At 58.4% G+C, this 25,037-nt stretch carries 21 protein-coding genes; 9 read left to right on the plus strand and 12 right to left on the minus strand.

Translation table 11 applies throughout. The features are described from left to right. Position 1: 1 nt before the first annotated feature. From greA to grpE, 7 genes are all read right to left on the minus strand, one after another. Positions 2-478 carry a transcription elongation factor GreA gene (greA, locus tag ACSQ87_RS27805; RefSeq protein ID WP_046045786.1) on the minus strand — a complete coding sequence of 159 codons (477 nt, stop codon included), beginning with the start codon at positions 476-478 and terminating at the stop codon, positions 2-4. Further along, on the minus strand, positions 475-3,696 hold the full coding sequence (carB, locus tag ACSQ87_RS27810) for a carbamoyl-phosphate synthase large subunit (protein WP_223432307.1): 3,222 nt from the start codon (positions 3,694-3,696) through the stop codon (positions 475-477). Before carB ends, greA begins: the two co-directional genes overlap by 4 nt. 119 nt (positions 3,697-3,815) lie before the next feature. Continuing rightward, a complete protein-coding gene (carA, locus tag ACSQ87_RS27815; protein ID WP_223432308.1) occupies positions 3,816-4,952 on the minus strand; it encodes a glutamine-hydrolyzing carbamoyl-phosphate synthase small subunit in 1,137 nt (378 codons plus the stop codon). Positions 4,953-5,211: 259 nt separating this feature from the next. After that, complete coding sequence (gene dapB / locus ACSQ87_RS27820; protein ID WP_046045783.1) at positions 5,212-6,018, minus strand: 4-hydroxy-tetrahydrodipicolinate reductase; 807 nt, start codon at positions 6,016-6,018, stop codon at positions 5,212-5,214. Positions 6,019-6,027: 9 nt separating this feature from the next. Beyond that, positions 6,028-7,152: a molecular chaperone DnaJ gene (gene dnaJ, locus ACSQ87_RS27825; RefSeq protein ID WP_008149037.1), complete on the minus strand. Its 1,125-nt coding sequence runs from the start codon at positions 7,150-7,152 to the stop codon at positions 6,028-6,030. 297 nt (positions 7,153-7,449) lie between these two features. Continuing rightward, positions 7,450-9,366 carry a molecular chaperone DnaK gene (dnaK, locus tag ACSQ87_RS27830; RefSeq protein WP_008149038.1) on the minus strand — a complete coding sequence of 639 codons (1,917 nt, stop codon included), beginning with the start codon at positions 9,364-9,366 and terminating at the stop codon, positions 7,450-7,452. Positions 9,367-9,468: 102 nt separating this feature from the next. Continuing rightward, positions 9,469-10,035: a nucleotide exchange factor GrpE gene (gene grpE / locus ACSQ87_RS27835; RefSeq protein ID WP_033058135.1), complete on the minus strand. Its 567-nt coding sequence runs from the start codon at positions 10,033-10,035 to the stop codon at positions 9,469-9,471. Between the two features lie 241 nt (positions 10,036-10,276). On the opposite strand from grpE, the gene recN reads away from it, so the two are divergent. Beyond that, positions 10,277-11,950, plus strand: a complete 1,674-nt coding sequence (gene recN / locus ACSQ87_RS27840; RefSeq protein ID WP_436274813.1) for a DNA repair protein RecN — start codon at positions 10,277-10,279, stop codon at positions 11,948-11,950. Between the two features lie 75 nt (positions 11,951-12,025). Here the strand turns inward: recN and fur are convergent, their stop codons facing one another. Further along, a complete protein-coding gene (gene fur / locus ACSQ87_RS27845) occupies positions 12,026-12,430 on the minus strand; it encodes a ferric iron uptake transcriptional regulator (protein WP_003197684.1) in 405 nt (134 codons plus the stop codon). Between the two features lie 97 nt (positions 12,431-12,527). On the opposite strand from fur, the gene ACSQ87_RS27850 reads away from it, so the two are divergent. Then, complete coding sequence (locus tag ACSQ87_RS27850; protein WP_008149042.1) at positions 12,528-13,055, plus strand: outer membrane protein assembly factor BamE; 528 nt, start codon at positions 12,528-12,530, stop codon at positions 13,053-13,055. Positions 13,056-13,116: 61 nt separating this feature from the next. Here ACSQ87_RS27850 and ACSQ87_RS27855 read toward each other — a convergent pair whose 3' ends face one another. The 3 genes from ACSQ87_RS27855 to ACSQ87_RS27865 are packed head-to-tail and all read right to left on the minus strand — an operon-like array spanning position 13,117 to position 15,269. Continuing rightward, complete coding sequence (locus ACSQ87_RS27855; protein WP_436274814.1) at positions 13,117-13,431, minus strand: RnfH family protein; 315 nt, start codon at positions 13,429-13,431, stop codon at positions 13,117-13,119. Beyond that, a complete protein-coding gene (locus tag ACSQ87_RS27860; protein WP_033058141.1) occupies positions 13,424-13,858 on the minus strand; it encodes a type II toxin-antitoxin system RatA family toxin in 435 nt (144 codons plus the stop codon). The genes ACSQ87_RS27855 and ACSQ87_RS27860 overlap by 8 nt, the downstream gene beginning before the upstream one ends. A 7-nt stretch (positions 13,859-13,865) precedes the next feature. Further along, positions 13,866-15,269, minus strand: a complete 1,404-nt coding sequence (locus ACSQ87_RS27865) for a sodium-dependent transporter (protein ID WP_436274815.1) — start codon at positions 15,267-15,269, stop codon at positions 13,866-13,868. Between the two features lie 118 nt (positions 15,270-15,387). Here ACSQ87_RS27865 and smpB point away from each other — a divergent pair, with 118 nt between their 5' ends. Beyond that, a complete protein-coding gene (gene smpB, locus ACSQ87_RS27870) occupies positions 15,388-15,870 on the plus strand; it encodes an SsrA-binding protein SmpB (RefSeq protein WP_008149046.1) in 483 nt (160 codons plus the stop codon). Positions 15,871-16,008: 138 nt separating this feature from the next. Here smpB and ACSQ87_RS27875 read toward each other — a convergent pair whose 3' ends face one another. Beyond that, on the minus strand, positions 16,009-16,776 hold the full coding sequence (locus ACSQ87_RS27875) for a GntR family transcriptional regulator (protein WP_008149047.1): 768 nt from the start codon (positions 16,774-16,776) through the stop codon (positions 16,009-16,011). 262 nt (positions 16,777-17,038) lie between these two features. On the opposite strand from ACSQ87_RS27875, the gene ACSQ87_RS27880 reads away from it, so the two are divergent. The 6 genes from ACSQ87_RS27880 to ACSQ87_RS27905 all read left to right on the plus strand — a co-directional run bounded on the left by ACSQ87_RS27880 (position 17,039) and on the right by ACSQ87_RS27905 (position 25,036). After that, positions 17,039-18,730, plus strand: a complete 1,692-nt coding sequence (locus tag ACSQ87_RS27880; protein WP_436274816.1) for a lactate permease LctP family transporter — start codon at positions 17,039-17,041, stop codon at positions 18,728-18,730. A gap of 151 nt (positions 18,731-18,881) precedes the next feature. Beyond that, entirely contained in the window at positions 18,882-19,706 is an 825-nt protein-coding gene (locus tag ACSQ87_RS27885) for a (Fe-S)-binding protein (protein WP_223432315.1), read from the plus strand. Beyond that, complete coding sequence (locus tag ACSQ87_RS27890; protein WP_223432316.1) at positions 19,703-21,157, plus strand: LutB/LldF family L-lactate oxidation iron-sulfur protein; 1,455 nt, start codon at positions 19,703-19,705, stop codon at positions 21,155-21,157. The genes ACSQ87_RS27885 and ACSQ87_RS27890 overlap by 4 nt, the downstream gene beginning before the upstream one ends. Beyond that, positions 21,157-21,828 (plus strand): LutC/YkgG family protein, encoded by a 672-nt coding sequence (locus ACSQ87_RS27895; RefSeq protein WP_223432317.1) that lies wholly within the window; start codon positions 21,157-21,159, stop codon positions 21,826-21,828. Before ACSQ87_RS27890 ends, ACSQ87_RS27895 begins: the two co-directional genes overlap by 1 nt. Next, a complete protein-coding gene (locus ACSQ87_RS27900) occupies positions 21,825-24,665 on the plus strand; it encodes an FAD-binding and (Fe-S)-binding domain-containing protein (RefSeq protein WP_436274817.1) in 2,841 nt (946 codons plus the stop codon). The genes ACSQ87_RS27895 and ACSQ87_RS27900 overlap by 4 nt, the downstream gene beginning before the upstream one ends. 98 nt (positions 24,666-24,763) lie before the next feature. Continuing rightward, the gene (locus tag ACSQ87_RS27905) at positions 24,764-25,036 is read left to right on the plus strand and encodes a hypothetical protein (RefSeq protein WP_223432319.1); all 273 of its coding nucleotides are present in this window, start codon (positions 24,764-24,766) and stop codon (positions 25,034-25,036) included. Position 25,037: the final 1 nt, after the last annotated feature.

Raw genomic sequence — 25,037 nt, forward strand, 5'->3', positions numbered from 1 at the left:
CTTAGATGTGGCGAACTTCGACAATCTCATACTCGATAACGCCGCCAGGCGTTTTCACGGCAACCACATCACCCTCTTCCTTGGCAATCAAGGCGCGGGCCAATGGCGAGCCGACCGAAATCTTGCCGAGCTTGAAGTCAGCCTCATCCTCACCAACGATGTGGTAAGTGACGCTTTCATCTGTCTCGACGTTGGCGATTTCAACGGTGGTGCCGAAGATCACTTTGCCGGTGTGAGGAATGGTCGTGACATCAATGATCACCGCGTTTTGCATGCGGCCTTCGATGTCGCGGATCCGCGCCTCGACCATACCTTGCTGCTCGCGAGCAGCGTGGTATTCAGCGTTTTCTTTCAAGTCTCCCAACTCACGGGCCGTACCGATGTCCTGACTGAGCTTCGGACGGACGACCTTGGTCAGGTGAGCGTGTTCTTCTTCCAGGGCTTTAGCGCCCTTGACGGTCATTGGGTATTTGATCATGCCTTCAATCCTGCGTGTAGATCCTGCAAGCGGCGCACGGTCTTCTCGGGACCGAACTTCAGCGCTTCGCAGATAGCTTCGCCAGCAGCAATGGTAGTGGTGCAGTAAATCTTGTGCTGCAAGGCATTACGACGAATGGAGTACGAATCAGCGATCGATTGACGACCTTCGGTGGTGTTGATGATCAGGGTGACTTCGTCATTCTTGATCATGTCGACCACGTGTGGACGACCCTCGGTCACCTTGTTCACACGACGCACTTTCAGGCCTGCGGCTTCGATCAGCTTGGCAGTACCGGCAGTGGCGACCACTTCGAAGCCCAAGTTGATCAGATCACGGGCCACGCCTGCAACCAGTGGTTTGTCGTCATCACGCACGCTGATGAATGCGGTACCGCCGGTAGGCAGCACTTCGCTGGCGCCCATTTGGGCTTTGGCAAACGCTTCACCGAAAGTGTCGCCCACGCCCATCACTTCACCAGTGGACTTCATCTCTGGGCCCAGGATCGGGTCCACGCCAGGGAATTTGGCGAATGGGAACACCGCCTCTTTCACACTGTAGAAGTTCGGAATGATTTCTTTGGTGAAACCGATTTCCTTCAGGGTTTTACCGGCCATCACGCGAGCCGCGATCATTGCCAGGGAAACACCGATGCACTTCGACACGAACGGTACGGTACGGGAAGCGCGCGGGTTGACTTCGATGACGTAGATGTCTTCGCCTTGCAGCGCCAACTGGACGTTCATCAGGCCGACAACGCCCAGTTCCAGGGCCATTTTCTTGACCTGTTCGCGCATCTCGTCCTGGATGTGTGCAGGCAGCGAGTACGGCGGCAGGGAGCACGCGGAGTCACCGGAGTGAACGCCAGCCTGTTCGATGTGCTGCATGATCGCGCCGATTACCACGTCGGTACCGTCGCAGACTGCATCCACGTCCATTTCGATGGCGCAGTTGAGGAAGTGGTCGAGCAGCACCGGGCTGTCGTTGGACACTTTCACCGCATCACGCAGGTAGCGCTTGAGCTCTTCTTCTTCGTAAACGATTTCCATCGCACGGCCGCCCAGTACGTAGGACGGACGAACCACCAGCGGGTAACCGATCTTGCTGGCCGCACGAATCGCTTCGTCTTCGCTACGCACGGTGGCGTTTGGCGGCTGACGCAGGTTCAGGCGCTCGACCATTTGCTGGAAGCGCTCACGGTCTTCTGCACGGTCGATGGCATCAGGGCTGGTGCCGATGATCGGCACGCCAGCTTCTTCCAGGGCACGAGCCAGTTTCAGCGGGGTTTGGCCGCCGTACTGGACGATCACGCCTTTCGGCTTCTCGACGCGGACGATTTCCAGCACGTCTTCCAGGGTCACTGGTTCGAAGTACAGGCGATCGGAGGTGTCGTAGTCAGTGGAAACGGTTTCCGGGTTGCAGTTGACCATGATGGTCTCGTACCCGTCTTCGCGCAGGGCCAGTGCCGCGTGTACGCAGCAGTAGTCGAACTCGATACCTTGGCCGATACGGTTAGGACCGCCGCCGAGGATCATGATCTTGTCGCGGCCCGATGGCGCGGCTTCGCACTCTTCCTCGTAAGTCGAGTACATGTAGGCGGTGTCGGTGGCGAACTCGGCCGCGCAGGTGTCAACGCGTTTGTAGACCGGGAAAATCTCAAGCTTGTGACGGTGGCGACGCAGAGCCTTCTCGGTTACGCCCAGCAGCTTGGCCAGACGCATGTCGGAGAAGCCTTTGCGCTTGAGGCGGAACATCACGTCGCGGCCGATGCTGGCCAGACCCAGGGTCTTGACCTTCTCTTCTTCCTTGATCAGATCTTCGATCTGCACCAGGAACCACGGGTCGATCATGTTCATGCCGAAGATGTCTTCGACCGACAGACCGGCGCGGAACGCGTCAGCCACGTACCAGATACGCTCGGCACCCGGCACGGTCAGTTCGCGCTTGAGGATACTCATGCTTTCCGGATTGCTCAGGTCGAGCTTCTCGTCCAGACCGCAAACGCCCACTTCCAGACCGCGCAGGGCTTTCTGCAGGGATTCCTGGAAAGTCCGGCCGATGGCCATGACTTCACCCACCGACTTCATTTGAGTGGTCAGGCGTGCGTCGGCTTTCGGGAATTTCTCGAAGGCGAAGCGTGGCAGCTTGGTCACGACGTAGTCGATGGACGGCTCGAAGGATGCCGGAGTAGCACCGCCGGTGATTTCGTTCTGCAGTTCGTCCAGGGTGTAGCCGATCGCCAGCTTGGCAGCGATACGCGCAATCGGGAAACCAGTGGCTTTCGAAGCCAGTGCCGAAGAGCGGGATACACGCGGGTTCATCTCGATCACGACCATACGGCCAGTGTCCGGGCAGATGCCAAACTGAACGTTGGAGCCGCCGGTTTCCACGCCGATCTCACGCAGTACCGCCAACGAGGCGTTACGCATGATCTGGTATTCCTTGTCCGTCAGGGTTTGTGCCGGAGCAACAGTGATCGAGTCACCGGTGTGCACGCCCATCGGGTCAAAGTTTTCGATGGAGCAGACGATGATGCAGTTGTCCTTCTTATCGCGGACAACCTCCATCTCGTACTCTTTCCAGCCGATCAGCGATTCGTCGATCAGCAGCTCTTTGGTCGGCGACAAGTCCAGACCGCGGGCGCAGATTTCTTCGAACTCTTCACGGTTGTAAGCGATACCGCCACCGGTGCCGCCCATGGTGAAGGACGGACGGATGATGCACGGGAAGCCAAGCTTCTCGAGGACCACGTTGGCCTCTTCCATGCTGTGGGCGATACCCGAACGCGGGCAGTCCAGGCCGATGGATTTCATCGCCTTGTCGAAGCGCGAACGGTCTTCAGCCTTGTCGATGGTGTCAGCGTTGGCGCCGATCATCTCTACGCCGAACTTCTCCAGAACGCCTTCGCGCTCCAGATCCAGTGCGCAGTTCAGAGCGGTCTGGCCACCCATGGTCGGCAGCAGCGCGTCCGGACGCTCTTTCTCGATGATCTTGGCAACGGTCTGCCACTTGATCGGCTCGATATAGGTGGCGTCGGCCATGTCCGGGTCGGTCATGATGGTCGCTGGGTTGGAGTTCACCAGGATGACGCGGTAACCCTCCTCGCGCAGGGCTTTACAGGCCTGGGCGCCGGAGTAGTCGAATTCGCAGGCCTGGCCGATCACGATCGGGCCAGCGCCGAGAATCAGGATGCTTTTAATGTCTGTACGTTTTGGCATGGGTTTGTCACTCAAATCCGCAGGTCAGTCGGCAAGCCGTCTTGTTCAATCTTTGAAGACCTGAGGGGGCCACCGTGTGTCGGGACCGCCCTCAAGCTTTGCTACATCAAGGCGAGCGATCAGCGTCGCTTGGCCATTTCGTTGATGAAGCGATCAAACAGTGGTGCTACGTCGTTCGGGCCAGGGCTGGCTTCAGGGTGACCCTGGAAGCTGAAGGCGCTCTTGTCGGTACGCTCGATACCTTGCAGGGTGCCGTCGAACAGCGATTTGTGGATCGCGCGGACGTTGGCTGGCAGGGTCGCATCGTCTACCGCAAAACCGTGGTTCTGGCTGGTGATCATCACCACACCGGTATCCAGATCCTGGACCGGGTGGTTGGCACCGTGGTGGCCGTGACCCATTTTCAGGGTCTTGGCACCGGAGGCCAGGGCCAGCAGTTGGTGACCAAGGCAGATACCGAAGACCGGAATTTCGGTTTCCAGCACATCTTTGATCGCCTGGATCGCGTAGTCGCAAGGCTCCGGATCGCCAGGACCGTTGGACAGGAACACGCCGTCCGGCTTCAACGCCAGCGCTTCAGCAGCTGGCATCTGTGCCGGCACCACGGTCACGCGACAACCGCGCTCGACCAGCATGCGCAGGATGTTCAACTTGACGCCGTAGTCGTAGGCAACCACGTGGTACGGCAGCTCAGAGGCTTCGATGGTCGCGTGACTGTCGGTTTTCAAATCCCAGACAGTCGAGCGCCACTCGTACTTCTCTTTGGTGCTGACGACTTTCGCCAGGTCCATGCCTTTGAGGCCAGGAAAACCCTGAGCAGCGGCGATGGCGGCTTCTTCGGAAATGTTGTCCCCGGCCATGATGCAGCCGTTCTGCGCGCCTTTTTCACGCAGGATGCGCGTCAGGCGGCGAGTGTCGATACCAGCGATTGCCACAACGTTGTTGGCTTTCAGGTAGTCGGACAGAGACATCGTGTTACGCCAGTTGCTCGCAACCAGCGGCAGGTCACGGATGACCAAACCAGCGGACCAGACGCGGTCGGACTCGGCGTCTTCCGGCGTGGTGCCGGTGTTGCCGATGTGCGGGTAAGTCAGGGTAACAATCTGTTGGGCGTAGGAAGGATCGGTAAGGATTTCCTGATAGCCGGTCATGGCGGTGTTGAACACCACCTCACCAACGGTTTGACCGTCGGCTCCAATGGCTTCGCCGCGAAAAATGCTGCCATCAGCAAGGGCGAGTATGGCTGGCTTAGTCAAGAAGACCTCCCGTAAATAAAGCCTGAAAGGGCGATCGCAGGTTGTAAAAAAGCGGAGTGACGTATGGACACGTCACCCCGCTTCTTCACCGAATAATTCTGCGCGCTTTTAGTGGACACACTAAAGCTGTAGCTTACAGAAAAAGGCATTTTTGGTCTACCGCCAATGAGCCTTAAAGGCCGGGGAATGCGACAGGACGTCGCTTGGCGTAATAAAACCGGGCCCAAACACTGTGTTGGAACCCGGTTTCGGGTGCATCTTAACGCAGGTCGAGCACGTCTTGCATGTCATAAAGACCCGGCTCACGACCGTCCAGCCACAACGCAGCACGTACCGCGCCCTTGGCGAAGGTCATGCGACTGGAAGCTTTATGGGTGATCTCCAGCCGCTCCCCCTCACAGGCGAACAGCACCGTATGATCGCCGACCACATCACCACCGCGGACAGTCGCGAAGCCGATCGTTTCACGCTCTCGCACACCGGTGTGACCTTCACGACCATAGACCGCGACCTTTTGCAGATCACGGTCCAACGCATTGGCGATGACTTCACCCATGCGCAGAGCAGTACCTGAAGGTGCATCGATCTTGTGCCGATGATGAGCCTCGATGATCTCGATATCCGCGTCATCACCCAGCACACGAGCAGCCATGTCGAGCAGCTTCAGCGACAGGTTTACACCGACACTGAAATTGGCTGCGAACACGATCGGAATATCCTTGCCGGCCTCGGCCAGCAGCTGCTTCTGCGCAGCGTCCAACCCTGTCGTGCCGATCACCATGGCCTTGCCCGCCTTACGGCAGAACGCCAGGTTTTTCAGCATGACTTCCGGGAGCGTGAAATCGATCAGCACGTCGAACTCATCAGCCACCGCGTCCAGATTGCCGGACAGTGGAACACCGATACGCCCCAGCGAGGCCAGCTCACCAGCATCCACGCCAATCAGCGTGCTACCGGGGCGCACGATGGCTGCCGTCAGCCCGGTCAGCGGCGCACGCTGCTGCACCGCCTCGACCAGAATCTTGCCCATGCGCCCGGCAGCGCCCATCACAGCTATACGTCGCATGCCGACTCCTTACAAATCGCCGAAGAAGCGCTTCACGCCTTCGAACCAACCGGTGGTTTTAGGCGAATGGCTGTTGTCATCTGCCAGCGAGCTACGGAACTCTTCCAGCAGTTCACGCTGACGACGCCCCAGATTGACAGGGGTTTCGACCGCCACTCGGCACATCAAGTCACCAGCACCGCCGCCACGCACTGGCGCAACGCCCTTGCCGCGAACACGGAACTGCTTGCCGGTCTGAGTCCCTTCAGGGATTTTCAGTTTGACTCGACCATCAAGGGTCGGAATCTCCAGCTCGCCACCCAGCGCAGCATCAACAAAGCTGATTGGCACTTCACAGAACAGGTGCTTGCCGTCGCGCTGGAAGATCGCGTGCTCACGCACGTTGATCACCACGTACAGGTCGCCAGTCGGACCACCCTGAGCACCCGCCTCGCCTTCGCCGGACAGACGAATGCGGTCACCGGTATCGACACCGGCCGGCACTTTCACCGAGAGGGTCTTGTACTCTTCGACACGACCTTGACCGTCGCACGAGTCGCACGGATCGGAAATGATCTTGCCCTGACCATGGCAGCGCGGGCACGTCTGCTGTACCGAGAAAAAGCCCTGCTGCATACGGACTTGACCGATACCGCCACACGTTGGGCAAGTGATCGGCGAGGAGCCTTTCTTGGCACCCGAACCGTCGCACGGCTTGCAGTTGACCAATGTCGGAACACGGATATTCACGGTCGTACCGCGCACCGCTTCTTCCAGATTCAGTTCCAGGGTGTAACGCAGGTCGCTGCCGCGCTGAGCGCCGCCACGAGAACCGCCGCGACCGCCGCCGAAGAAGTCACTGAAGACATCACCAAAGATGTCGGAGAAGTTCTGACCGCCAAACCCGGCACCGCCGCCGCCCATGCTTGGGTCGACACCGGCATGACCGTACTGGTCGTACGCCGCGCGCTTGCTGGAATCGGACAGTACCTCGTAGGCCTCGTTGGCCTCCTTGAACATATCTTCCGACGCTTTGTCATCGGGATTACGGTCCGGGTGGTGCTTCATCGCCAGGCGACGGTAGGCCTTTTTCAGGTCTGCTTCGCTTGAGCCACGCTCAACACCCAATACTTCGTAATAGTCACGCTTTGCCATAAGTCTTTGCACTCTTAAGGACGTTCGGCAAACCTCTCCTGAGCCTTGCCAAACTCGTTGAGCCCCAATACAGGCCCGGACCCAACTCACGTCAATTCAACGATCCTGGTCTTTGATTCGATGCGGTACTTTCGGCTCGAAAAGCAGGAGCATTCCCGGCCATACCGCCAACACACGAGCGTTGTCGCATGCTGTAAAAATTCGCTAACTCCAGACACGCCAACGCGGGAGCAAGCCCCCGCGCGGCGACATCCTACCAGTCACTGCCTGAAGGCAGTCAACCGGCCGACCAACAACTTACTTGTGGTCTTTGACTTCTTCGAACTCAGCGTCGACGACGTCGTCAGCCTTCTCAGCCGATTCGCCTTGCGGTGCAGCACCTTCAGCAGGTTGAGCCTGCTCGGCGTACATCTTCTGCGCTACTGGAGCGGAGACTTTCGACAGCTCTTCAACCTTGGCTTCGATCGCAGCCTTGTCGTCGCCTTTGACAGCGGCTTCCAGCGCAACAACAGCAGCTTCGATTGCAGTCTTCTCTTCAGCAGTCACTTTATCGCCAGCGTCTGCGACCATTTTGCGAGTCGAGTGAACCAGCGCATCGCCCTGGTTGCGAGCGGTTGCCAGCTCTTCGAACTGGCGATCTGCGTCGACGTTGGCTTCAGCATCGCGAATCATCTGCTGAATCTCTTCCTCGGACAGACCGGAGTTGGCCTTGATCACGATCGACTGAGTCTTGCCGGTAGCCTTGTCTTTGGCGCCTACGTGCAGAATGCCGTTGGCGTCGATGTCGAAGGTCACTTCAATTTGTGGCACGCCACGTGGTGCTGGTGGAATCTCGGCCAGGTCGAACTTGCCCAAAGACTTGTTCTGAGCGGCTTGCTTACGCTCACCTTGCAGCACGTGAATAGTCACAGCGCCCTGGTTGTCGTCGGCAGTCGAGAACACTTGCGATTTCTTGGTAGGAATCGTGGTGTTTTTCTCGATCAGCGCAGTCATCACGCCGCCCATGGTTTCGATGCCCAGAGTCAGCGGGCTAACGTCCAGCAGCAGAACGTCTTTCACGTCACCGGCCAATACTGCGCCCTGGATAGCAGCACCCATGGCAACCGCTTCGTCCGGGTTCACGTCTTTACGTGCTTCTTTACCGAAGAACTCGGTCACCAGCTTCTGAACCAGTGGCATACGGGTCTGGCCGCCGACCAGGATCACGTCGTTGATGGCGCCAATGTCGATGCCAGAGTCTTTCAGAGCGATGCGGCAAGGTTCGATGGTGCGTTGAACCAGGTCTTCTACCAGCGCTTCGAGCTTGGCGCGGGAGATTTTCACGTTCAAGTGCTTAGGACCGGTGGCATCCGCAGTGATGTACGGCAGGTTCACATCGGTCGAATTGCTCGAAGACAGTTCGATCTTGGCTTTTTCAGCGGCTTCTTTCAGGCGCTGCATGGCCAGCGGGTCACCTTTAAGGTTCATGCCGCTTTCTTTCTTGAATTCGTCAACGAGGTAGTCGATCAGACGAATGTCAAAGTCTTCACCGCCCAGGAACGTGTCACCGTTGGTGGCCAGTACTTCGAACTGGTGCTCACCATCGACTTCAGCGATTTCGATCACGGAAACGTCGAAAGTACCGCCGCCCAAGTCGTAAACGATCACGGTGTGATCGCCCTTCGCCTTGTCCATACCGTAAGCCAGAGCGGCTGCGGTTGGTTCGTTGATGATACGTTTTACATCCAGGCCCGCGATGCGGCCGGCGTCTTTGGTGGCTTGACGCTGGCTGTCGTTGAAGTAGGCCGGAACGGTGATCACCGCCTCGGTCACTGGCTCGCCGAGGTAGTCTTCGGCGGTCTTCTTCATTTTCTTCAGAATTTCAGCCGAGATTTGTGGCGGCGACATTTTCTGGCCGTTCACTTCAACCCACGCATCACCGTTGTCAGCCTTGGCGATTTTGTACGGGACCATCTTGATGTCTTTCTGTACGACTTCTTCGTCGAACTTACGACCGATCAAACGCTTCACCGCATACAGGGTGTTGTGCGGATTGGTCACAGCCTGACGCTTGGCCGATTGACCAACGAGGATTTCACCGTCGTTGGCGTAAGCGATGATCGACGGCGTGGTACGCGTGCCTTCAGCGTTTTCAATAACTTTGGCTACGCCGTTTTCAAGCACGGAGACGCAGGAGTTGGTAGTCCCCAGGTCGATACCGATAATTTTGCCCATGTTCACTCTCCCGAAACTTTGGATTTGGTTGCCGCAGCAGTGGTGGCTAACTGCGGTAGCACTTAAACGCTTGACTTCTAAATGGGGGCCTTGCGGCTAATTTCAAGCCTGCTCGTCAATCGAAGGCGAAACCGGCGCCGGGGCCTTGCTGACCACGACCATGGCCGGGCGCAGCAGGCGGCCGTTGAGCTGATAGCCCTTCTGGAACACCTTGAGCACGCTGTTCGGCTCGACGTCGGCGCTTTCCTGCATGGCCATTGCCTGATGCTGAACGGCGTTGAACGGTTCGCCATGCGGATCGATCGCTTCCAGCTGATAACGCTTCAGGGTGTCCTGGAACATTTTCAGGGTCAGCTCGATGCCTTCGCGCATTGGACGAATGCTTTCGTCATCCGGGCTGGACAACTCCAGACCACGCTCCAGGCTGTCGATGATCGGCAACAAGTCACCGGCGAATTTCTCCAGTGCGAACTTGTGAGCCTTTTCTACATCCTGCTCGGCGCGACGGCGGACGTTCTGCAGATCAGCCGCTACACGCAAAGCCTGATCATGAGCGCCAGCCAATTGCTCTTCGAGCACTTGAACACGAGCCGCCAGTTCATCACCCGAATCCTGGGCAGCCTGATCGGCGTCTAGATTTTGCGTATCCACTGTCTGTTCGTCAGCCATAGATTTCTCCTTTCAATATCGTCCGCGAGCTCAACTCACGCTTCTGCCCAGCTATATGGGGCCGCAAAATTCAGCTTCAAGGGGCGCTGATTTATTAACCCTACAAAAAACAGCTGCATTGTCATTCCCGGGCGCACTAAGGATTTCGTCGGATCAAGCAAATCGAGCTAAGGGAGGGCATTGTCAGCCGGAAACAAAACACTGTATAAATAACCAGACCTAAAGCCTGGGAGCGGCCTTTATGCTGGTGCACCTGTCCGTACATAACTACGCCATCGTTGAACATCTCGATCTCGAACTCGATCGCGGGATGAGCGTGATCACTGGGGAAACCGGCGCCGGCAAGTCGATCATGCTCGACGCCCTCGGCCTGACCCTGGGCGATCGCGCCGACAGCGGCGTGGTCCGTCCCGGCGCCGACAAGGCCGATATCCTGGCAACCTTCGATCTGGTCGAAATTCCAGAAGCCAGTGCCTGGCTGGCCGAGCGTGACCTGGAGAGCGACGGCCCGTGCATCCTGCGCCGGGTGATCACCGCCGAAGGGCGCTCGCGTGGCTACATCAACGGCACGCCCTGCCCCCTCAGCGATCTCAAAGCCCTGGGCGAGCTACTGATCGATATCCACAGCCAGCATGAACATCAATCCCTGCTCAAGACCGACACGCACCGCCGGCTGCTCGACGAGTACGCCGGTGCGACGGACCTTGCCCGTCAGGTACACCTGGCCGCCCAACGCTGGCGCCAGACCCGTCAGGAGCTGGAACGCCTTTCCAATTCTGGCGACGAGCAGCGCGCTCGCCATCAATTGCTCAGCTATCAACTCGAAGAGCTGGAAAACCTCGGCCTCGGCGAAAACGAGCTGGAGCAGCTGGAACAGGAACACAAGAACCTGACCAACGCCGAAACCCTGCTGGGCATTTGCCGGCAGGTGGTCGAGCAATGCAGCGAAAGTGATTCCGGGAATGTACTAAACGCCCTCACCGCCAGCCTCAATCGCCTTTCGAGCGTCAACAACTCGATTGGGGCCCTGGGTGAAGCCAGCAGCCTGCTGACCAGCGCACAGATCCAGGTCGAAGAAGCCGTGGGAGAACTGAACCGCTTCCTTGATAACTTCGATGCCGATCCAGCGCGTCTTCAGTACCTGGAGGAGCGCCTTGATGCGATCTATACCATGGCGCGCAAACACCGCATCCAGCCGACCGAAGTGGCCGAGATGCAGCAGCGCTTGCTGGATGAAATCGAAACCCTGAACGCCAACGACGAATCCATCGAGCGATTGAGCGATGAACTGGCCTCCTATGCCCGTCATTATCAAGAGAAGGCTCGTGAGCTGAGCGATTTGCGCCATCAGGCGTCGAACAGCCTGGCCAGCGCCGTGGAGCAGGAAATCCAGCGACTGGGCATGCCCGGCGGTCGTTTCACCATCGAACTGCGCCCCAACGGCAGCGATGAACTCCTGCCGAATGGACTTGAGCAGGTAGAACTGCTCGTGAGCGCCAACCCAGGGCAACCGCTGAAAGCCCTGGCAAAAGTGGCATCCGGCGGCGAACTGTCACGGATCAGCCTGGCGATTCAAGTGATCACCGCTCAGACCTCCCGCGTACCGACCCTGGTGTTCGACGAAGTGGACGTGGGCATCGGCGGCCCGACTGCCGAAATCGTAGGCCAATTGCTGCGTCGACTTGGGGAGCGCGGGCAGGTATTGACGGTAACTCACTTGCCGCAAGTAGCAGCGCAGGGACATCAACATCTATTCGCACACAAAGTGCGCGGCGAAGATGCCACTCACACAGCCGTCTCCAAGCTGAGCAAGAACGATCGTGTCGAAGAAGTGGCGCGGATGCTGGGAGGCATTGACCTCACCAAGGAATCTCTGGCTCACGCAAAAAAAATGGTCGTTACTGCAAAAATTTGAGATCGGCAGAAAGCACGAAGGCGACCCTGGGGTCGCCTTCGCTCGTTTCGCGAACCTTAAGTTCGCGCGACATGCTTACTTTTTCTTGCGTACGTACAGCACAAGGTTGTGATCAACCATCTCGAAGCCATACTTGTCGACGATTGCCTTCTGCAGTCGCTCGATTTCTTCGTCGAAGAATTCGATCACTTCACTGGTCTCGACGTTGACCATGTGGTCGTGATGCTTGCCGTCGTCCAGCTCGAAGACCGCATGGCCCCCGTCGAAGTTGTGCCGCACCACAAGGCCAGCTGCCTCGAACTGGGTCAGGACACGGTAAACCGTGGCCAGACCGACGTCCTCACCAGCCTCCATCAGCGCCTTGTAGACATCCTCGGCACTCATGTGGCGTTGCTCGGCGGAATCGAGCATTTGCAGAATTTTGACCCGTGGAAGGGTCACTTTGAGGCCGGCTTTGCGTAGTTCGCTATTTTCAACCATGGTCAGCTTTCTCGCGATGCTGCTTCGCAGCTTCTCTTAATGCGGGTATGATCGGCGTTTACGTTGTCCCAGCCAAGATAGTGGAAGTCGCCCACCGATGCAAAACACCAAGCTCTTGCTAACCAGTTTCACCTTTGTGGGACTGCTCGCACTCGCCGGTTGTTCATTCCCCGGGGTTTACAAAATCGACATCCAGCAGGGCAATGTCGTCACGCAGGACATGATAGACCAGTTACGCCCGGGAATGACCCGCAAGCAAGTACGGTTTATCATGGGCAACCCTCTGTTGACCGACACGTTCCATGCCGATCGCTGGGATTATCTGTACAGCCTGCAACCGGGTGGCGGCGAACGCCAACAGGAACGCATTAGCGTTATCTTCAACCCAAATGACCAGCTTGTCAGCCTCTCTGGTGATTTCATGCCAGGCGTGAGCCGCGACGAAGCCATTCTCGGCAAGGACAGCGGCACCACAGTTGCTGCGCCAGCAGAAAACGCCGAGAAACCGAAACCAGAAAAACCGGTCAAGCCAGGTTCGTTGCTGGACCAGATCCAGAAGGACGTCGACGGTGTAGAAACCGTTCCAGTCCCGACTCCAGAACCTCTGGAAACCTCGCCGCAATAATTTGCGACGCAATAAAAAACCCGGCATGTCCGGGTTTTTTATTGTCCAGCATTTGAGCGAATCACTGATTCCGGTTTTTGGCCTCAGCAGCCTTGGCTGCGCGCAACCGACGAACTTCTTTCGGATCAGCCAGCAATGGTCGGTATATCTCGATGCGATCTCCAGCCTGGACAGGATGCTTGTCCGGATCAGCGATCACTTTACCGAAGATCCCCACCGGGCAACTGGCCAGATCCAGCTCGGAAAACGACTCGCCGATGCCTGACTTCAGCAAAGCCGCCCGCACTGTCGCTCCGGCGGGAACCGTCACCGAGAGAAGCACCTGCCGATCAATGGCGGCATACACCACCTCAACGTCGATCACGGCCTCAACCATGCATCTGCTTGGCGCGCTGGCAGAAAGCATCCACCAGCGTATTGGCCGCCTGATTGAACAACGGCCCCAGGGTCGCGCGGACAATCGGCCCGGCGTAATCGAACGACAGGTCCAGACTGATCTTGCAGGCTTTCTCGCCCAACGGTTTGAACACCCAGACGCCATGCAGTTGATTGAACGGGCCTTCCTCGAGGTTCATCTCGATCGAATGCCCAGGCACCAGCGTGTTGCGCGTTACGAAATGCTGGCTGAGACCGCCCTTGGCCACACCGACACTAGCGCGCATATGCTCAGGAGAACTCTCCAGGACTTCGGCCGATGAGCACCACGGCAGAAACTCCGGGTAACGCGCCACGTCGTTGACCAGGTCATACAGCGCTTGTGCCGGATACGGCAGCAGGGCCGAACGTTGAATGTGTGTCGTCATGTCAGCGTCACTTCCACAGCTGGGCGGCAAACACTACGAGAATGCCGATGGGCGCCACATAGCGCATCAAGAACAGGGACAGGGCGAACAATACGGGGTTGCGGATCGACAGCTCGTCGCGTACCGCTTCACGCCCCATCACCCAGCCTGCAAACACCACGAAACACAAACCACCGAGTGGCAACATGATCCGCGAGGTGAAGAAATCGATCACACCAAAGAAGTCCAGGCCACCGGCCGCACCCCATTGATAGAGGTGGAACATTCCGTCTTCGTTCACGAAAAATTTGGCTTCCTTCCAGATATTGAAGGAAAACACCGTGCCCAGACCGACAAACCAGCAGATAAATGCCAGCCAAAAGGTCACCCAGGCGCGGCTGACTTTCGTGCGCTCAACCAGGTAAGCCACCATCGGCTCAAGCAAGGAAATCGCCGAGCTCCAGGCTGCAATCGCTACGAGCACGAAGAACACTACGCCCATCAACTGGCCAAACGCTACGTTACCAAAGGCAAATGGCAGGCTTACGAACATCAGGCCAGGGCCTTCGCTCGGGTTCAGGCCCGCGGCGAACACGATCGGAAACAATGCCAGACCCGCTACCAGGGAAACGAAGGTATCGAGCAGCGCCACGCCGACGATGGTGCCTGAAATCGATGAATTCTTCGGCATATAGGCGCCGTAGATCATGATCGAGCCGACGCCCACGCTCAGGGAAAAAAACGCGTGCCCCATGGCGGGCAGCAAGCCGTCGAGTACTTTTTCCGGGTGGAAGTCGAACATGAAATGCACGCCTTCCATGAAATGGCCGGTGGTCATGCTGTAGCCCAGCAGAACAATCACCATCACGAACAGCAGCGGCATCATGATCCGCAGGCTGCGCTCCAGGCCCGCGACCACGCCCTTGGCGATGACCACCGCCGACAGCAGCATGAAAATCGTGTGCCAAAGTGTCAGGCGCCATGGGTCGGAGATAACGTTGCCAAAGTACGCGCCGACCTGATCAGCCGTCACTCCCTGGAAGTCGCCACGGCCCATGTCGATGATGTAATCCAGCGACCAGCCGCCGACCACACTATAGAAAGACAAGATCAGCAACGCCGTGATCATCCCGGCGAATGCGCCCCAGGACCATTTACCCGAATGCCCGGCTTCCAGCGCCAATACCTTCAGGGCGTTGGCCGGGCTCTGCCGTGCACGGCGGCCGATCAGGGTTTCGGCCAGCATGACCGGCACACCGATCAGCGCGATACAGGCCAGGAACATCAGCACGAAGGCGCCGCCGCCGTAGACGCCGACCATGTACGGGAATTTCCAGATACTACCCAGGCCCACGGCCGAACCGGTCGCGGCGAGTATGAAGACCCAGCGGCTAGCCCAACTGCCGTGGACAGAAACCTTGTCTGTCGACATCGTTATCACGCCCAAGCGTTCAAAAAAGAGGCCGCATTGTCCGGGATTCAATCAACCTGCTCAAGCACGTAGCGATACCGTAGCCGACTCGCGTGCAACTCCCTATAATGCCGCCCCTATGGCTAAACAGAAGAAACACCCAACAGGGACCATCGCGCAAAACAAAAAGGCGCGACACGATTACTTCATCGAGCACAAGTTCGAGGCTGGTCTGGTCCTGGCCGGCTGGGAAGTAAAAAGTCTGCGGGCAAGCAAGCTGCAACTGGTTGACAGTTACGTACTGCTCAAGGATGGCGAAGCCTGGTTGCTCGGTAGCCACATTACGCCGCTGATGACCGCCAGCACCCACGTCATCGCTGATCCGACCCGCACCCGAAAATTGCTGCTCAACCGGCGCGAGCTGGAGAAGCTGGCCACGGCCGTTCAGCAAAAAGGCTATGCCTGCGTGTGCCTGTCCTGGTACTGGAGCAAGCACATGGTCAAGTGCGAGATCGCTCTGGGCAAGGGCAAGAAGGAATACGACAAGCGTGATACCGAACGTGAACGCGACGCCGGTCGCGAGTTGCAGCGTGCGGTGCGCAACAAGGGCAAGGAAGATTAATCTTTCGGCCTGAGTGTGGCGAGGGAGCTTGCTCCCGCTGGGGTGCGAAGCAGCCCTCGCTTGTAGACTGCCGGCGACTGCTGCGCAGTCGAGCGGGACGGTGCGGCGATCCGACAAGCTCCCTCGCCACAGTCATCTCTACATTCCTTTGCGCCGCTCCGCCCGAGCCATGCGCTGTACTTCCTGACGCACTTCTTCCAGCACTTCCTGCACATACAAAATGTGTCGACTGGAGACTTCCCGCGCCTGCTCGGCCCTTCCTTCAATGATCGCCAGGTACAACTCCCGGTGCTGCGTGATAAGCATGTCGCGGGTTTCCGTACGCTGCTTGTACATACCGCCGATGTTAGTCACCACGTTACGCTTGAGCAGATCGAACAACCCGCGAATGGTGTGCAGCAACACCGCGTTGTGACTGGCCTCAGCAATCGCCAGATGGAATTTCGCATCCGCCGCCCCCTCTTCCGCCCGACTTACCTCGTCGTGACGCGTATAGCAGTCCTGCAATTCGTTGAAGGCCGCGGTCAATCGCTCGCGATCAACGTCCGTAGCACGCATGGCGGCGTAATAGGCGCAGGAGGCCTCCAGGGTGTGACGAAACTCCAGCAGATCGCGCTGCGCTTCAGGGTTGCTTTCCAGCAGATGCAGCAGCGGATCGCTGAAGGTTGACCCCAGCGACTCCACCACATAATTGCCGCCACCCTGACGACTGACCAGCAAGCCCTTGGCCGCCAGTTTCTGAATCGCTTCGCGCAACGAAGGGCGTGACACGCCGAACTGCTCGGCCAACGCACGTTCGGCCGGCAAGCGCTCACCCGCCTTCAGCGTGCCCTCGAGAATCATCCCCTCGAGCTGCTCGACAATATCGTCAGACAAACGGCGCTGACGAATCTGATCAAACCCCATAACTCATTTCTCCACGACCCCGACGGCTCGCCGGGGTCTCTATTCTGGCCTATCAGGGCTGTGTCAGCACCTGCCAGACGGCATTTGGTCGAGCGGACCAGATGACTTCTGCACCGCGTATTCGACAAAAGTTTTAGGGCGGCAAATTGACACGCCGCCTACAAGGCTTTTACCCTAGCCAACAGCGATTGTAAATTGGTATTACCAATTATCCAAGAACGCTGACCAGTGCCTGACCAACAACAATTAGGGGCCACCCCATATGCAAACCTGGCAACAGCTCTATTCTCCGCTCGGCAGTCTCGGCGTGTCCGCGCTAGCGGCCGTTATCCCCATCGTGTTTTTCTTCCTGGCATTGGCCGTGTTCCGACTCAAAGGACATGTGGCCGGCAGCATCACGCTGGCCTTGTCCATTGCCGTGGCGATCTTCGCCTTCCAGATGCCGGTCGACATGGCTTTCGCCGCCGCCGGCTATGGCTTCGCCTACGGCCTGTGGCCGATTGCCTGGATCATCGTGGCGGCGGTATTCCTCTACAAATTGACGGTCAAGAGTGGTCAGTTCGAAGTGATCCGCAGCTCGGTACTGTCGATCACCGACGACCAGCGCCTGCAAGTGCTGCTGATCGGCTTCTGCTTCGGCGCCTTCCTGGAAGGTGCCGCCGGTTTCGGTGCGCCGGTCGCGATTACCGCCGCACTGTTGGTAGGACTGGGCTTCAACCCGTTGTACGCCGCGGGCCTGTGCCTGATCGCCAACACCGCGCCGGTTGCCTTCGGCGCCCTGGGGATTCCGATCATCGTTGCCGGGCAAGTCACCGGTATCGACGCGTTCAAGATTGGCGCCATGGCCGGTCGGCAACTGCCATTGTTGTCGGTGTTCGTGCCGTTCTGGCTGGTGTTCATGATGGATGGCCTGCGCGGCGTGCGGGAAACCTGGCCTGCCGCACTGGTGGCCGGTTTGAGCTTTGCCGTCACCCAATACTTCACTTCGAACTTCATTGGCCCGGAGCTGCCGGACATCACCTCGGCGCTGGTCAGCCTGATTTCTCTAACCCTGTTCCTGAAAGTCTGGCAGCCAAAACGCGCCGCAGGCGCACACATCGTCGGTGCCGTCTCGGCTTCCGTGGTGTCCAGCGCCGGCGGTTTCGGTCAGCCGCGCAGCACCGTGGCTTCGCCCTACAGCCTCGGTGAAATTCTCAAAGCCTGGTCACCATTTCTGATCCTCACCGTGCTGGTCACTATCTGGACTTTGAAACCGTTCAAGGCGATGTTTGCCGCTGGCGGGTCAATGTACAGCTGGGTGTTCAACTTCGCGATCCCGCACCTGGACCAAATGGTGATCAAGGTTGCACCGATCGTGTCTGCCCCGACCGCTATTCCGGCGGTGTTCAAACTCGACCCGATTTCCGCGACCGGCACGGCGATTTTCTTCTCCGCGCTGATCTCGATGCTGGTACTGAAGATCAATGTCAAAACTGGTCTGACCACTTTGAAAGAGACCTTCTACGAGCTGCGCTGGCCGATTCTGTCCATCGGCATGGTGCTCGCCTTTGCCTTCGTCACTAACTACTCGGGCATGTCCTCGACCATGGCGCTGGTTCTGGCAGGCACCGGTGCAGCCTTCCCGTTCTTCTCGCCGTTCCTCGGCTGGCTGGGTGTGTTCCTGACCGGTTCCGATACCTCGTCCAACGCACTGTTCAGTTCGCTGCAAGCGACCACTGCGCACCAGATCGGCGTCAACGATGTGTTGCTGGTTGCGGCGAACACCAGCGGTGGCGTGACCGGCAAGATGATCTCGCCACAATCGATCGCCGTCGCCTGCGCCGCGACTGGTCTGGTAGGCAAGGAATCGGATCTGTTCCGTTTCACCCTCAAGCACAGCCTATTCTTTGCAACGATCGTCGGCCTGATCACGCTGGCTCAGGCCTACTGGTTCACCGGCATGCTGGTGCACTAAGTACTACACGATAAAAAGCAAAAACCGACGCCGGACCACGACTCCGGCGTCAGCTATTCACAACCCGGTCTGTAAGGCTGCTGAAAGCTTGCCTCTCTATATTCAGCAGCCTTAACAGACGGATAACCGGGACCACCCGGAGACACGCCTGATGAGCGAGCTTTTTTACAACGCTGTGCCGAATGCGACCCGCGTCGCCCCGCCACTGCCCGAGCCTCGGCAATACCCCAGCGAGAAACCGTCACGGGTCTACCTGTTCGGAACTTGCGTGGTGGATTTGTTCTACCCGGAAGCCGGGATGGACGCGATTCACTTGCTGGAACGCGAAGGCATTCGTGTCGAGTATCCGCAGGGGCAAAGCTGCTGCGGGCAACCGGCCTACACCTCGGGTTACACCGATCAGGCGAGGACCGTGGCACGCTCGCAACTGGCACTGTTTGCCGGGGACTATCCGGTGGTGGTGCCGTCGGGATCGTGTGCCGGGATGTTGCGCGAACATTACGCCGACTTGTTCAAGGACGAGCCGGAAACCTTGAAACAGGTTCAGGCGCTGGCTGCCCGGACTTATGAACTGGCCGAGTTTCTGTTGTTTGTCTGCAAGGTGCAGCTCAAGGACAGTGGCGAGCCAGTCAAAGTGGCGTTGCACACGTCGTGCTCGGCACGCCGTGAGATGAACACCCACTTGCATGGCCGCGAGTTGTTGGCGCAGCTCCGTAACGTGGAGCGAGTCGACCACAACCATGAAAGTGAATGCTGTGGCTTCGGTGGGACTTTCAGCGTCCGTATGCCAGACATTTCCGGCGCGATGGTGGCTGACAAGACCCGGTCGTTGAAGGAATCCGGCGCGCACAAGGTACTGAGTGCCGACTGCGGTTGCCTGATGAACATCAACGGCTCGCTGGAGAAACAGAAGGAAGCATTGCGCGGCCAACACCTGGCCAGCTTCCTTTGGCAGCGAACCGGAGGTGTTCTATGAACGCTTCCGCGATTATTCCTACGGTTGCCGTGGAAGAAGATTTTCGCACCCGGGCTCACAAGGCGTTGGGTGACAAGCAACTGCGAAATAACTTTCGCACGGCGATGGATTCGCTGATGACAAAACGGGCAGCGTCCTTCAGCGATGCCCACGAAAGAGAACATTTGCGAGTGCTGGGCAATGCTGTCCGCGCCCGTGCGTTATCCAAGTTGCCCGACCTGCTCGAACAGCTTGAACAGAACCTGACCCGCAACGGTGTGACAGTGCACTGGGCGGAAACGGTGGACGAGGCCAATGGCATCGTCTTATCGATCATCCGCGCTCACGAGGGGCGGCAAGTGATCAAGGGCAAATCGATGGTCAGCGAAGAGATGGAAATGAATCATTTCCTCGCTGAACAGGGCATTGAATGCCTGGAATCGGACATGGGCGAGTACATCGTCCAGCTCGACCACGAGAAGCCTTCACACATTATTATGCCGGCGATCCACAAGAATGCCGGTCAGGTCGCGTCCTTGTTCCACGACAAACTTGGCGTGGAATACACCAAGGACGTTGACCAACTCATTCAGATCGGTCGCAAAGTCTTGCGGCAGAAATTCTTCGAAGCGGACATCGGCGTCTCCGGCGTCAACTTCGCCGTGGCCGAAACAGGCACCTTGCTGTTGGTGGAAAACGAAGGCAACGGACGCATGACCACCACGGTGCCACCGGTACACATCGCCGTCACCGGCATCGAAAAAGTCGTGGAAAACCTGCGCGATGTGGTGCCGCTGCTGTCACTGCTGACCCGTTCAGCCCTCGGCCAGCCGATCACCACCTACGTCAACATGATCTCCGGCCCGCGCAAGGAGCATGAACTCGACGGCCCTCAGGAAGTGCACCTGGTATTGCTCGACAACGGTCGCAGCCAGGCCTTCGCCGACAGCGAATTACGCCAGACCCTGAACTGCATCCGCTGCGGCGCCTGTATGAATCATTGCCCGGTCTACACCCGAATTGGCGGCCACGCCTATGGGGAGGTTTACCCTGGGCCTATCGGAAAAATCATCACCCCGCACATGGTCGGCCTGGCGAAAGTCCCGGACCACCCGAGCGCCTCGTCGCTGTGTGGCGCCTGCGGTGAAGTCTGTCCGGTAAAAATTCCGATTCCGGCACTGCTGCGTCGCCTGCGAGAGGAGAACGTCAAAGCCCCGGACAGCCCTCATCAAGTGATGCGCGGCCAGGGCAGCAAGTACTCGCGCAAAGAGCGGTTTATCTGGAATGCCTGGGCGAAGCTCAACAGTTCACCCACGCTTTATCGACTGTTCGGCTTCTTCGCCACTCGCTTGCGCACGCTGGCACCGAGCAATGTCGGCCCGTGGACGCAAAACCACAGCGCACCGAAACCCGCCGCCCGCTCACTGCATGACATGGCCCGCGAGCATCTGGCCAAACAGGGAGATCGCTGATGAGCGCCAAGCAAAATATCCTCGCCAAACTGCGTAAAAGTCTGACGGGCACCACGCCGGTGCCTGACGATTTTGACGTCGAACTGGTGACAGCGCCCTACACATACACCGCCGAGCAACGCATCCCACAGCTGCGCAAACTGATGGAAGTGGTGCACACCGAAATCCATCTGACGTCCGGTGAAGGTTGGCCTTCGTTGCTTGCTCAGTTGTTGCGGGACCGCCAGTTGCCGAGTCTGTTGATCGCACCGACTACACCTCACGGTCAACGTGTCACTCAGCACTGGGCGAAAAATCCTGATCTGCCAACGCTCAAGTCCTACGACCGTCCGGTTGAAGAATGGAAGACCGAATTGTTCAACGACACGCCGGCCAGCCTGACCGGCACCCTCGGTGCAATCGCCGCCACAGGTAGTCTGATTCTCTGGCCGACGCGGGAAGAACCGCGACTGATGAGCCTGGTGCCGCCAGTGCATTTCGCCCTGCTCAAGGCCAGTGAAATCCGCGACAACTTCTATCAAGTGCAGCAGGAATTCGAGTGGGCCCAAGGCATGCCGACCAACGCCCTGCTGGTGTCCGGCCCGTCGAAAACCGCCGACATCGAGCAAGTTCTGGCCTACGGCGCTCACGGTCCGAAAGACCTCGTGGTCATGATCCTGGAGGACCAATGAATCTACCGGCGGCTTTCCTGCGAGATGCGCAGCAACTGATTCCCCAGGAGCGACGTTTCGACGATCCGCTGTCGACCCTGGCCTTCGGCACCGACGCCAGTTTCTACCGGCTGATTCCGAAACTGGTGATTCGTGTCGAGTCCGAAGATGAGGTCGTCGCGCTGCTTAAACTGGCGCAACGGGATCGGGTCCCGGTAACCTTCCGCGCCGCCGGCACCAGCCTGTCCGGACAGGCCATCAGCGATTCGGTGTTGATCGTCCTGGGGGATAACTGGAACGGTCGCGAGATTCGCGGGCAAGGTACGCAAATCCGTCTGCAACCGGGCGTGATCGGCGCGCAGGCGAACGCGTGGTTAGCGCCGTTCGGACGCAAGATCGGCCCGGACCCGGCGTCGATCAATGCCTGCAAGATTGGTGGCATCGTCGCCAACAATGCCAGCGGTATGTGCTGCGGCACGGCGCAAAACACTTATCACACGTTGGCGGGCATTCGTCTGGTGCTGGCCGACGGCAGCCGTCTCGATACCGAAGATGTGGCGAGTGTTGCGGCGTTTCGTGAGAGCCACGCTATGCTGCTTGAACGCCTGGCAACGTTGGGCCGCGAAACCCGCGCCAATGCCGAATTGGCGGCGAGAATTCGCCACAAATACCGTCTGAAAAATACCACCGGGCTGTCACTCAATGCGCTGGTGGATTTCGACGAGCCTGTGGACATCTTGAGCCACTTGCTGGTGGGCTCCGAAGGCACCCTCGGTTTCATCAGCGCGGTGACTTACGACACGGTGATCGATCATCCGAACAAGGCCTCGGCGCTGATCGTGTTTCCGGACGTGGAGACCTGCTGCAACGCCGTAACCGTGCTGAAAAGCCAACCGGTGTCGGCCGTGGAACTGCTGGACCGGCGCAGTCTGCGTTCGGTGCAGGACAAACCCGGTATGCCCGCTTTCGTACAACGGCTGTCGAACAATGCCTGCGCGCTGCTGATCGAATCCCGCGCCGCATCGTCCACTTTGCTGCAGGAACAACTGGCACACATCATGGCGTCGTTGACTTCTTTCCCGGTGGAAAAACAAGTCGACTTCTCCGAAGACCCGGTGGAAAACGCCCGGCTCTGGGCGATCCGCAAGGACACCTTCCCCGCCGTCGGCGCCGTGCGCAAAACCGGCACCACAGTGATCATCGAAGACGTGACCTTCCCGGTGGAACAACTGGCCATCGGTGTAAACCGCTTGATCGAGCTGTTCGACAAACATCACTACGACGAAGCGATCCTTTTTGGACACGCGTTGGAAGGCAATCTGCACTTCGTCTTCACCCAAGGCTTCAACAACCCGGAAGAAGTCGCACGCTATCAGGCGTTCATGGACGACGTGGCGCAGTTGGTGGCGGTGGAGTTCGGCGGCTCGCTGAAAGCCGAACACGGCACCGGGCGCAACATGGCCCCCTTTGTCGAACTGGAATGGGGCAGCGATGCCTACCAGTTGATGTGGCAGCTTAAACGTCTGCTTGACCCTAATGGCATTCTCAACCCGGACGTGGTGCTCAGTGAGGATCCACAGATCCACCTCAAGCATCTGAAGCCGTTGCCAGCCGCCGATGAGATTGTGGACAAGTGCATCGAGTGCGGCTTCTGCGAACCGGTCTGCCCATCGAAAGGCCTGACCCTGAGCCCGCGGCAGCGCATCGTGATCTGGCGTGACATTCAGGCGAAGAAACGCGCGGGCGTGGACACCACCGAACTCGAAGCCGCGTACGAATACCAAGGCATCGACACCTGCGCCGCCACCGGCCTCTGCGCGCAGCGTTGCCCTGTAGGAATCAACACCGGCGAGCTGGTGAAAAAACTCCGCAGCCGGAAGGCAACTCATACGAAAACCGCCAATTGGCTGGAAGGTAATTTCGCCACTGCGCTGCAAGGTGCACGTTTCACCCTGCACGTAGCCAACGGTGCGCGAATGCTGTTGGGGGCGCCACGACTGGCAAAGCTTTCAGCAACGTTGACGCGCCTATCCAAAGGTCAGGTCCCGCAGTGGACAAACGCCATGCCGCAACCGGAAAAAGCCATTCGCTTCAGCCCGACCGTGTCGGACGAACGCCCTCGAGTGGTGTACCTCGCGGCCTGCGTGTCGCGGGCAATGGGCCCGGCGGCGGGTGATAAAGAGCAAATGTCGCTGTACGACAAAACCCGTGGGCTGCTGGAAAAAGCCGGTTACCAAGTGGTCTTCCCGGACAACCTGGACAACCTCTGCTGCGGACAACCGTTCGCCTCCAAGGGCTACGCCGAACAGGCCGAGCACAAACGCCAGGAACTGATTGGCGCCTTGCTGCACGCCAGCCGCGGCGGGCTCGACCCGATCTATTGCGACACCAGCCCCTGCACCTTGCGTCTGGCCCAGGACCTGGGCGATGTGCGTCTGGACCTGTACGACCCGGTGCGTTTCATTCGTACGCATCTGATGGATCGTCTGGATTTCACGCCGCAGGAGGCGCCAATCGCAGTGCACGTCACCTGTAGCACCCAGCACCTTGGGGAAAGCCAGGCGTTGATCGATCTGGCGCGCAAGTGCAGCAAAAACGTGGTTATTCCTGAAGGCATTCATTGCTGCGGGTTTGCCGGCGACAAGGGCTTTACCACGCCCGAGTTGAATGCTCATTCGCTGCGCACGCTCAAGGACGCGGTTCAGCAGTGTAGCGAGGGGATTTCTACCAGCCGCACGTGTGAAATAGGTCTGACGCAACACGGCGGAATTGATTACCACGGGCTAGTCTATTTGGTGGATCGGGTAACGCAGGCGAGGGTTATGCAAGAAAAACAGAACCCTGATGCGCTGCCATAGTCCACAGAACAAGCCCGGAGGTTACCGGGCTTGACCCAAACTCGGCAGCCCGTCCTGATGGCCAGCGATGCCTGGACCCTCAGTTCAAGGAGATACTCATGAAACGTTCTGTACTGTTAGGTCTGTTCGTTACTGTCTCGCTGATGGCGTCCACCTCGTTTGCCGCCGAAGACCTGTGTGCGGTCAACCTGAAAACCATCGAAAATGCCAAGGCACAGACTCCTCCGGAGATGGCTGATCAGGTAATGGACAGCGTCAAGCAAGCCAAAGCCGATCAGGCAAAAGGCACCAAGGAAGGGACGGATGATTGCATCGCCGAGACCGAACAAACTATCCAGGAAATCAAGAACGCGAACAAAGGCGGGAAGTAAT

The sequence above is a fragment of the Pseudomonas sp. LjRoot277 genome (genome assembly GCF_964253845.1).
Classification (GTDB): Bacteria; Pseudomonadota; Gammaproteobacteria; order Pseudomonadales; family Pseudomonadaceae; genus Aquipseudomonas.

Bases quoted from the DNA above. Each gene is read 5' to 3' on its own strand.
- ACSQ87_RS27875 (WP_008149047.1), bottom strand. From the start codon at position 16,776: ATGGGGTTTGATCAGATTCGTCAGCGCCGTTTGTCTGACGATATTGTC.
- ACSQ87_RS27890 (WP_223432316.1), top strand. From the start codon at position 19,703: ATGAACGCTTCCGCGATTATTCCTACGGTTGCCGTGGAAGAAGATTTT.
- ACSQ87_RS27850 (WP_008149042.1), top strand. From the start codon at position 12,528: ATGCAAAACACCAAGCTCTTGCTAACCAGTTTCACCTTTGTGGGACTG.
- ACSQ87_RS27860 (WP_033058141.1), bottom strand. From the start codon at position 13,858: ATGACGACACACATTCAACGTTCGGCCCTGCTGCCGTATCCGGCACAA.
- ACSQ87_RS27880 (WP_436274816.1), top strand. From the start codon at position 17,039: ATGCAAACCTGGCAACAGCTCTATTCTCCGCTCGGCAGTCTCGGCGTG.
- dnaK (WP_008149038.1), bottom strand. From the start codon at position 9,366: ATGGGCAAAATTATCGGTATCGACCTGGGGACTACCAACTCCTGCGTC.
- grpE (WP_033058135.1), bottom strand. From the start codon at position 10,035: ATGGCTGACGAACAGACAGTGGATACGCAAAATCTAGACGCCGATCAG.
- carB (WP_223432307.1), bottom strand. From the start codon at position 3,696: ATGCCAAAACGTACAGACATTAAAAGCATCCTGATTCTCGGCGCTGGC.
- fur (WP_003197684.1), bottom strand. From the start codon at position 12,430: ATGGTTGAAAATAGCGAACTACGCAAAGCCGGCCTCAAAGTGACCCTT.
- ACSQ87_RS27865 (WP_436274815.1), bottom strand. From the start codon at position 15,269: ATGTCGACAGACAAGGTTTCTGTCCACGGCAGTTGGGCTAGCCGCTGG.
- dnaJ (WP_008149037.1), bottom strand. From the start codon at position 7,152: ATGGCAAAGCGTGACTATTACGAAGTATTGGGTGTTGAGCGTGGCTCA.
- smpB (WP_008149046.1), top strand. From the start codon at position 15,388: ATGGCTAAACAGAAGAAACACCCAACAGGGACCATCGCGCAAAACAAA.
- ACSQ87_RS27855 (WP_436274814.1), bottom strand. From the start codon at position 13,431: ATGGTTGAGGCCGTGATCGACGTTGAGGTGGTGTATGCCGCCATTGAT.
- dapB (WP_046045783.1), bottom strand. From the start codon at position 6,018: ATGCGACGTATAGCTGTGATGGGCGCTGCCGGGCGCATGGGCAAGATT.
- ACSQ87_RS27900 (WP_436274817.1), top strand. From the start codon at position 21,825: ATGAATCTACCGGCGGCTTTCCTGCGAGATGCGCAGCAACTGATTCCC.
- recN (WP_436274813.1), top strand. From the start codon at position 10,277: ATGCTGGTGCACCTGTCCGTACATAACTACGCCATCGTTGAACATCTC.
- ACSQ87_RS27905 (WP_223432319.1), top strand. From the start codon at position 24,764: ATGAAACGTTCTGTACTGTTAGGTCTGTTCGTTACTGTCTCGCTGATG.
- ACSQ87_RS27895 (WP_223432317.1), top strand. From the start codon at position 21,157: ATGAGCGCCAAGCAAAATATCCTCGCCAAACTGCGTAAAAGTCTGACG.
- greA (WP_046045786.1), bottom strand. From the start codon at position 478: ATGATCAAATACCCAATGACCGTCAAGGGCGCTAAAGCCCTGGAAGAA.
- ACSQ87_RS27885 (WP_223432315.1), top strand. From the start codon at position 18,882: ATGAGCGAGCTTTTTTACAACGCTGTGCCGAATGCGACCCGCGTCGCC.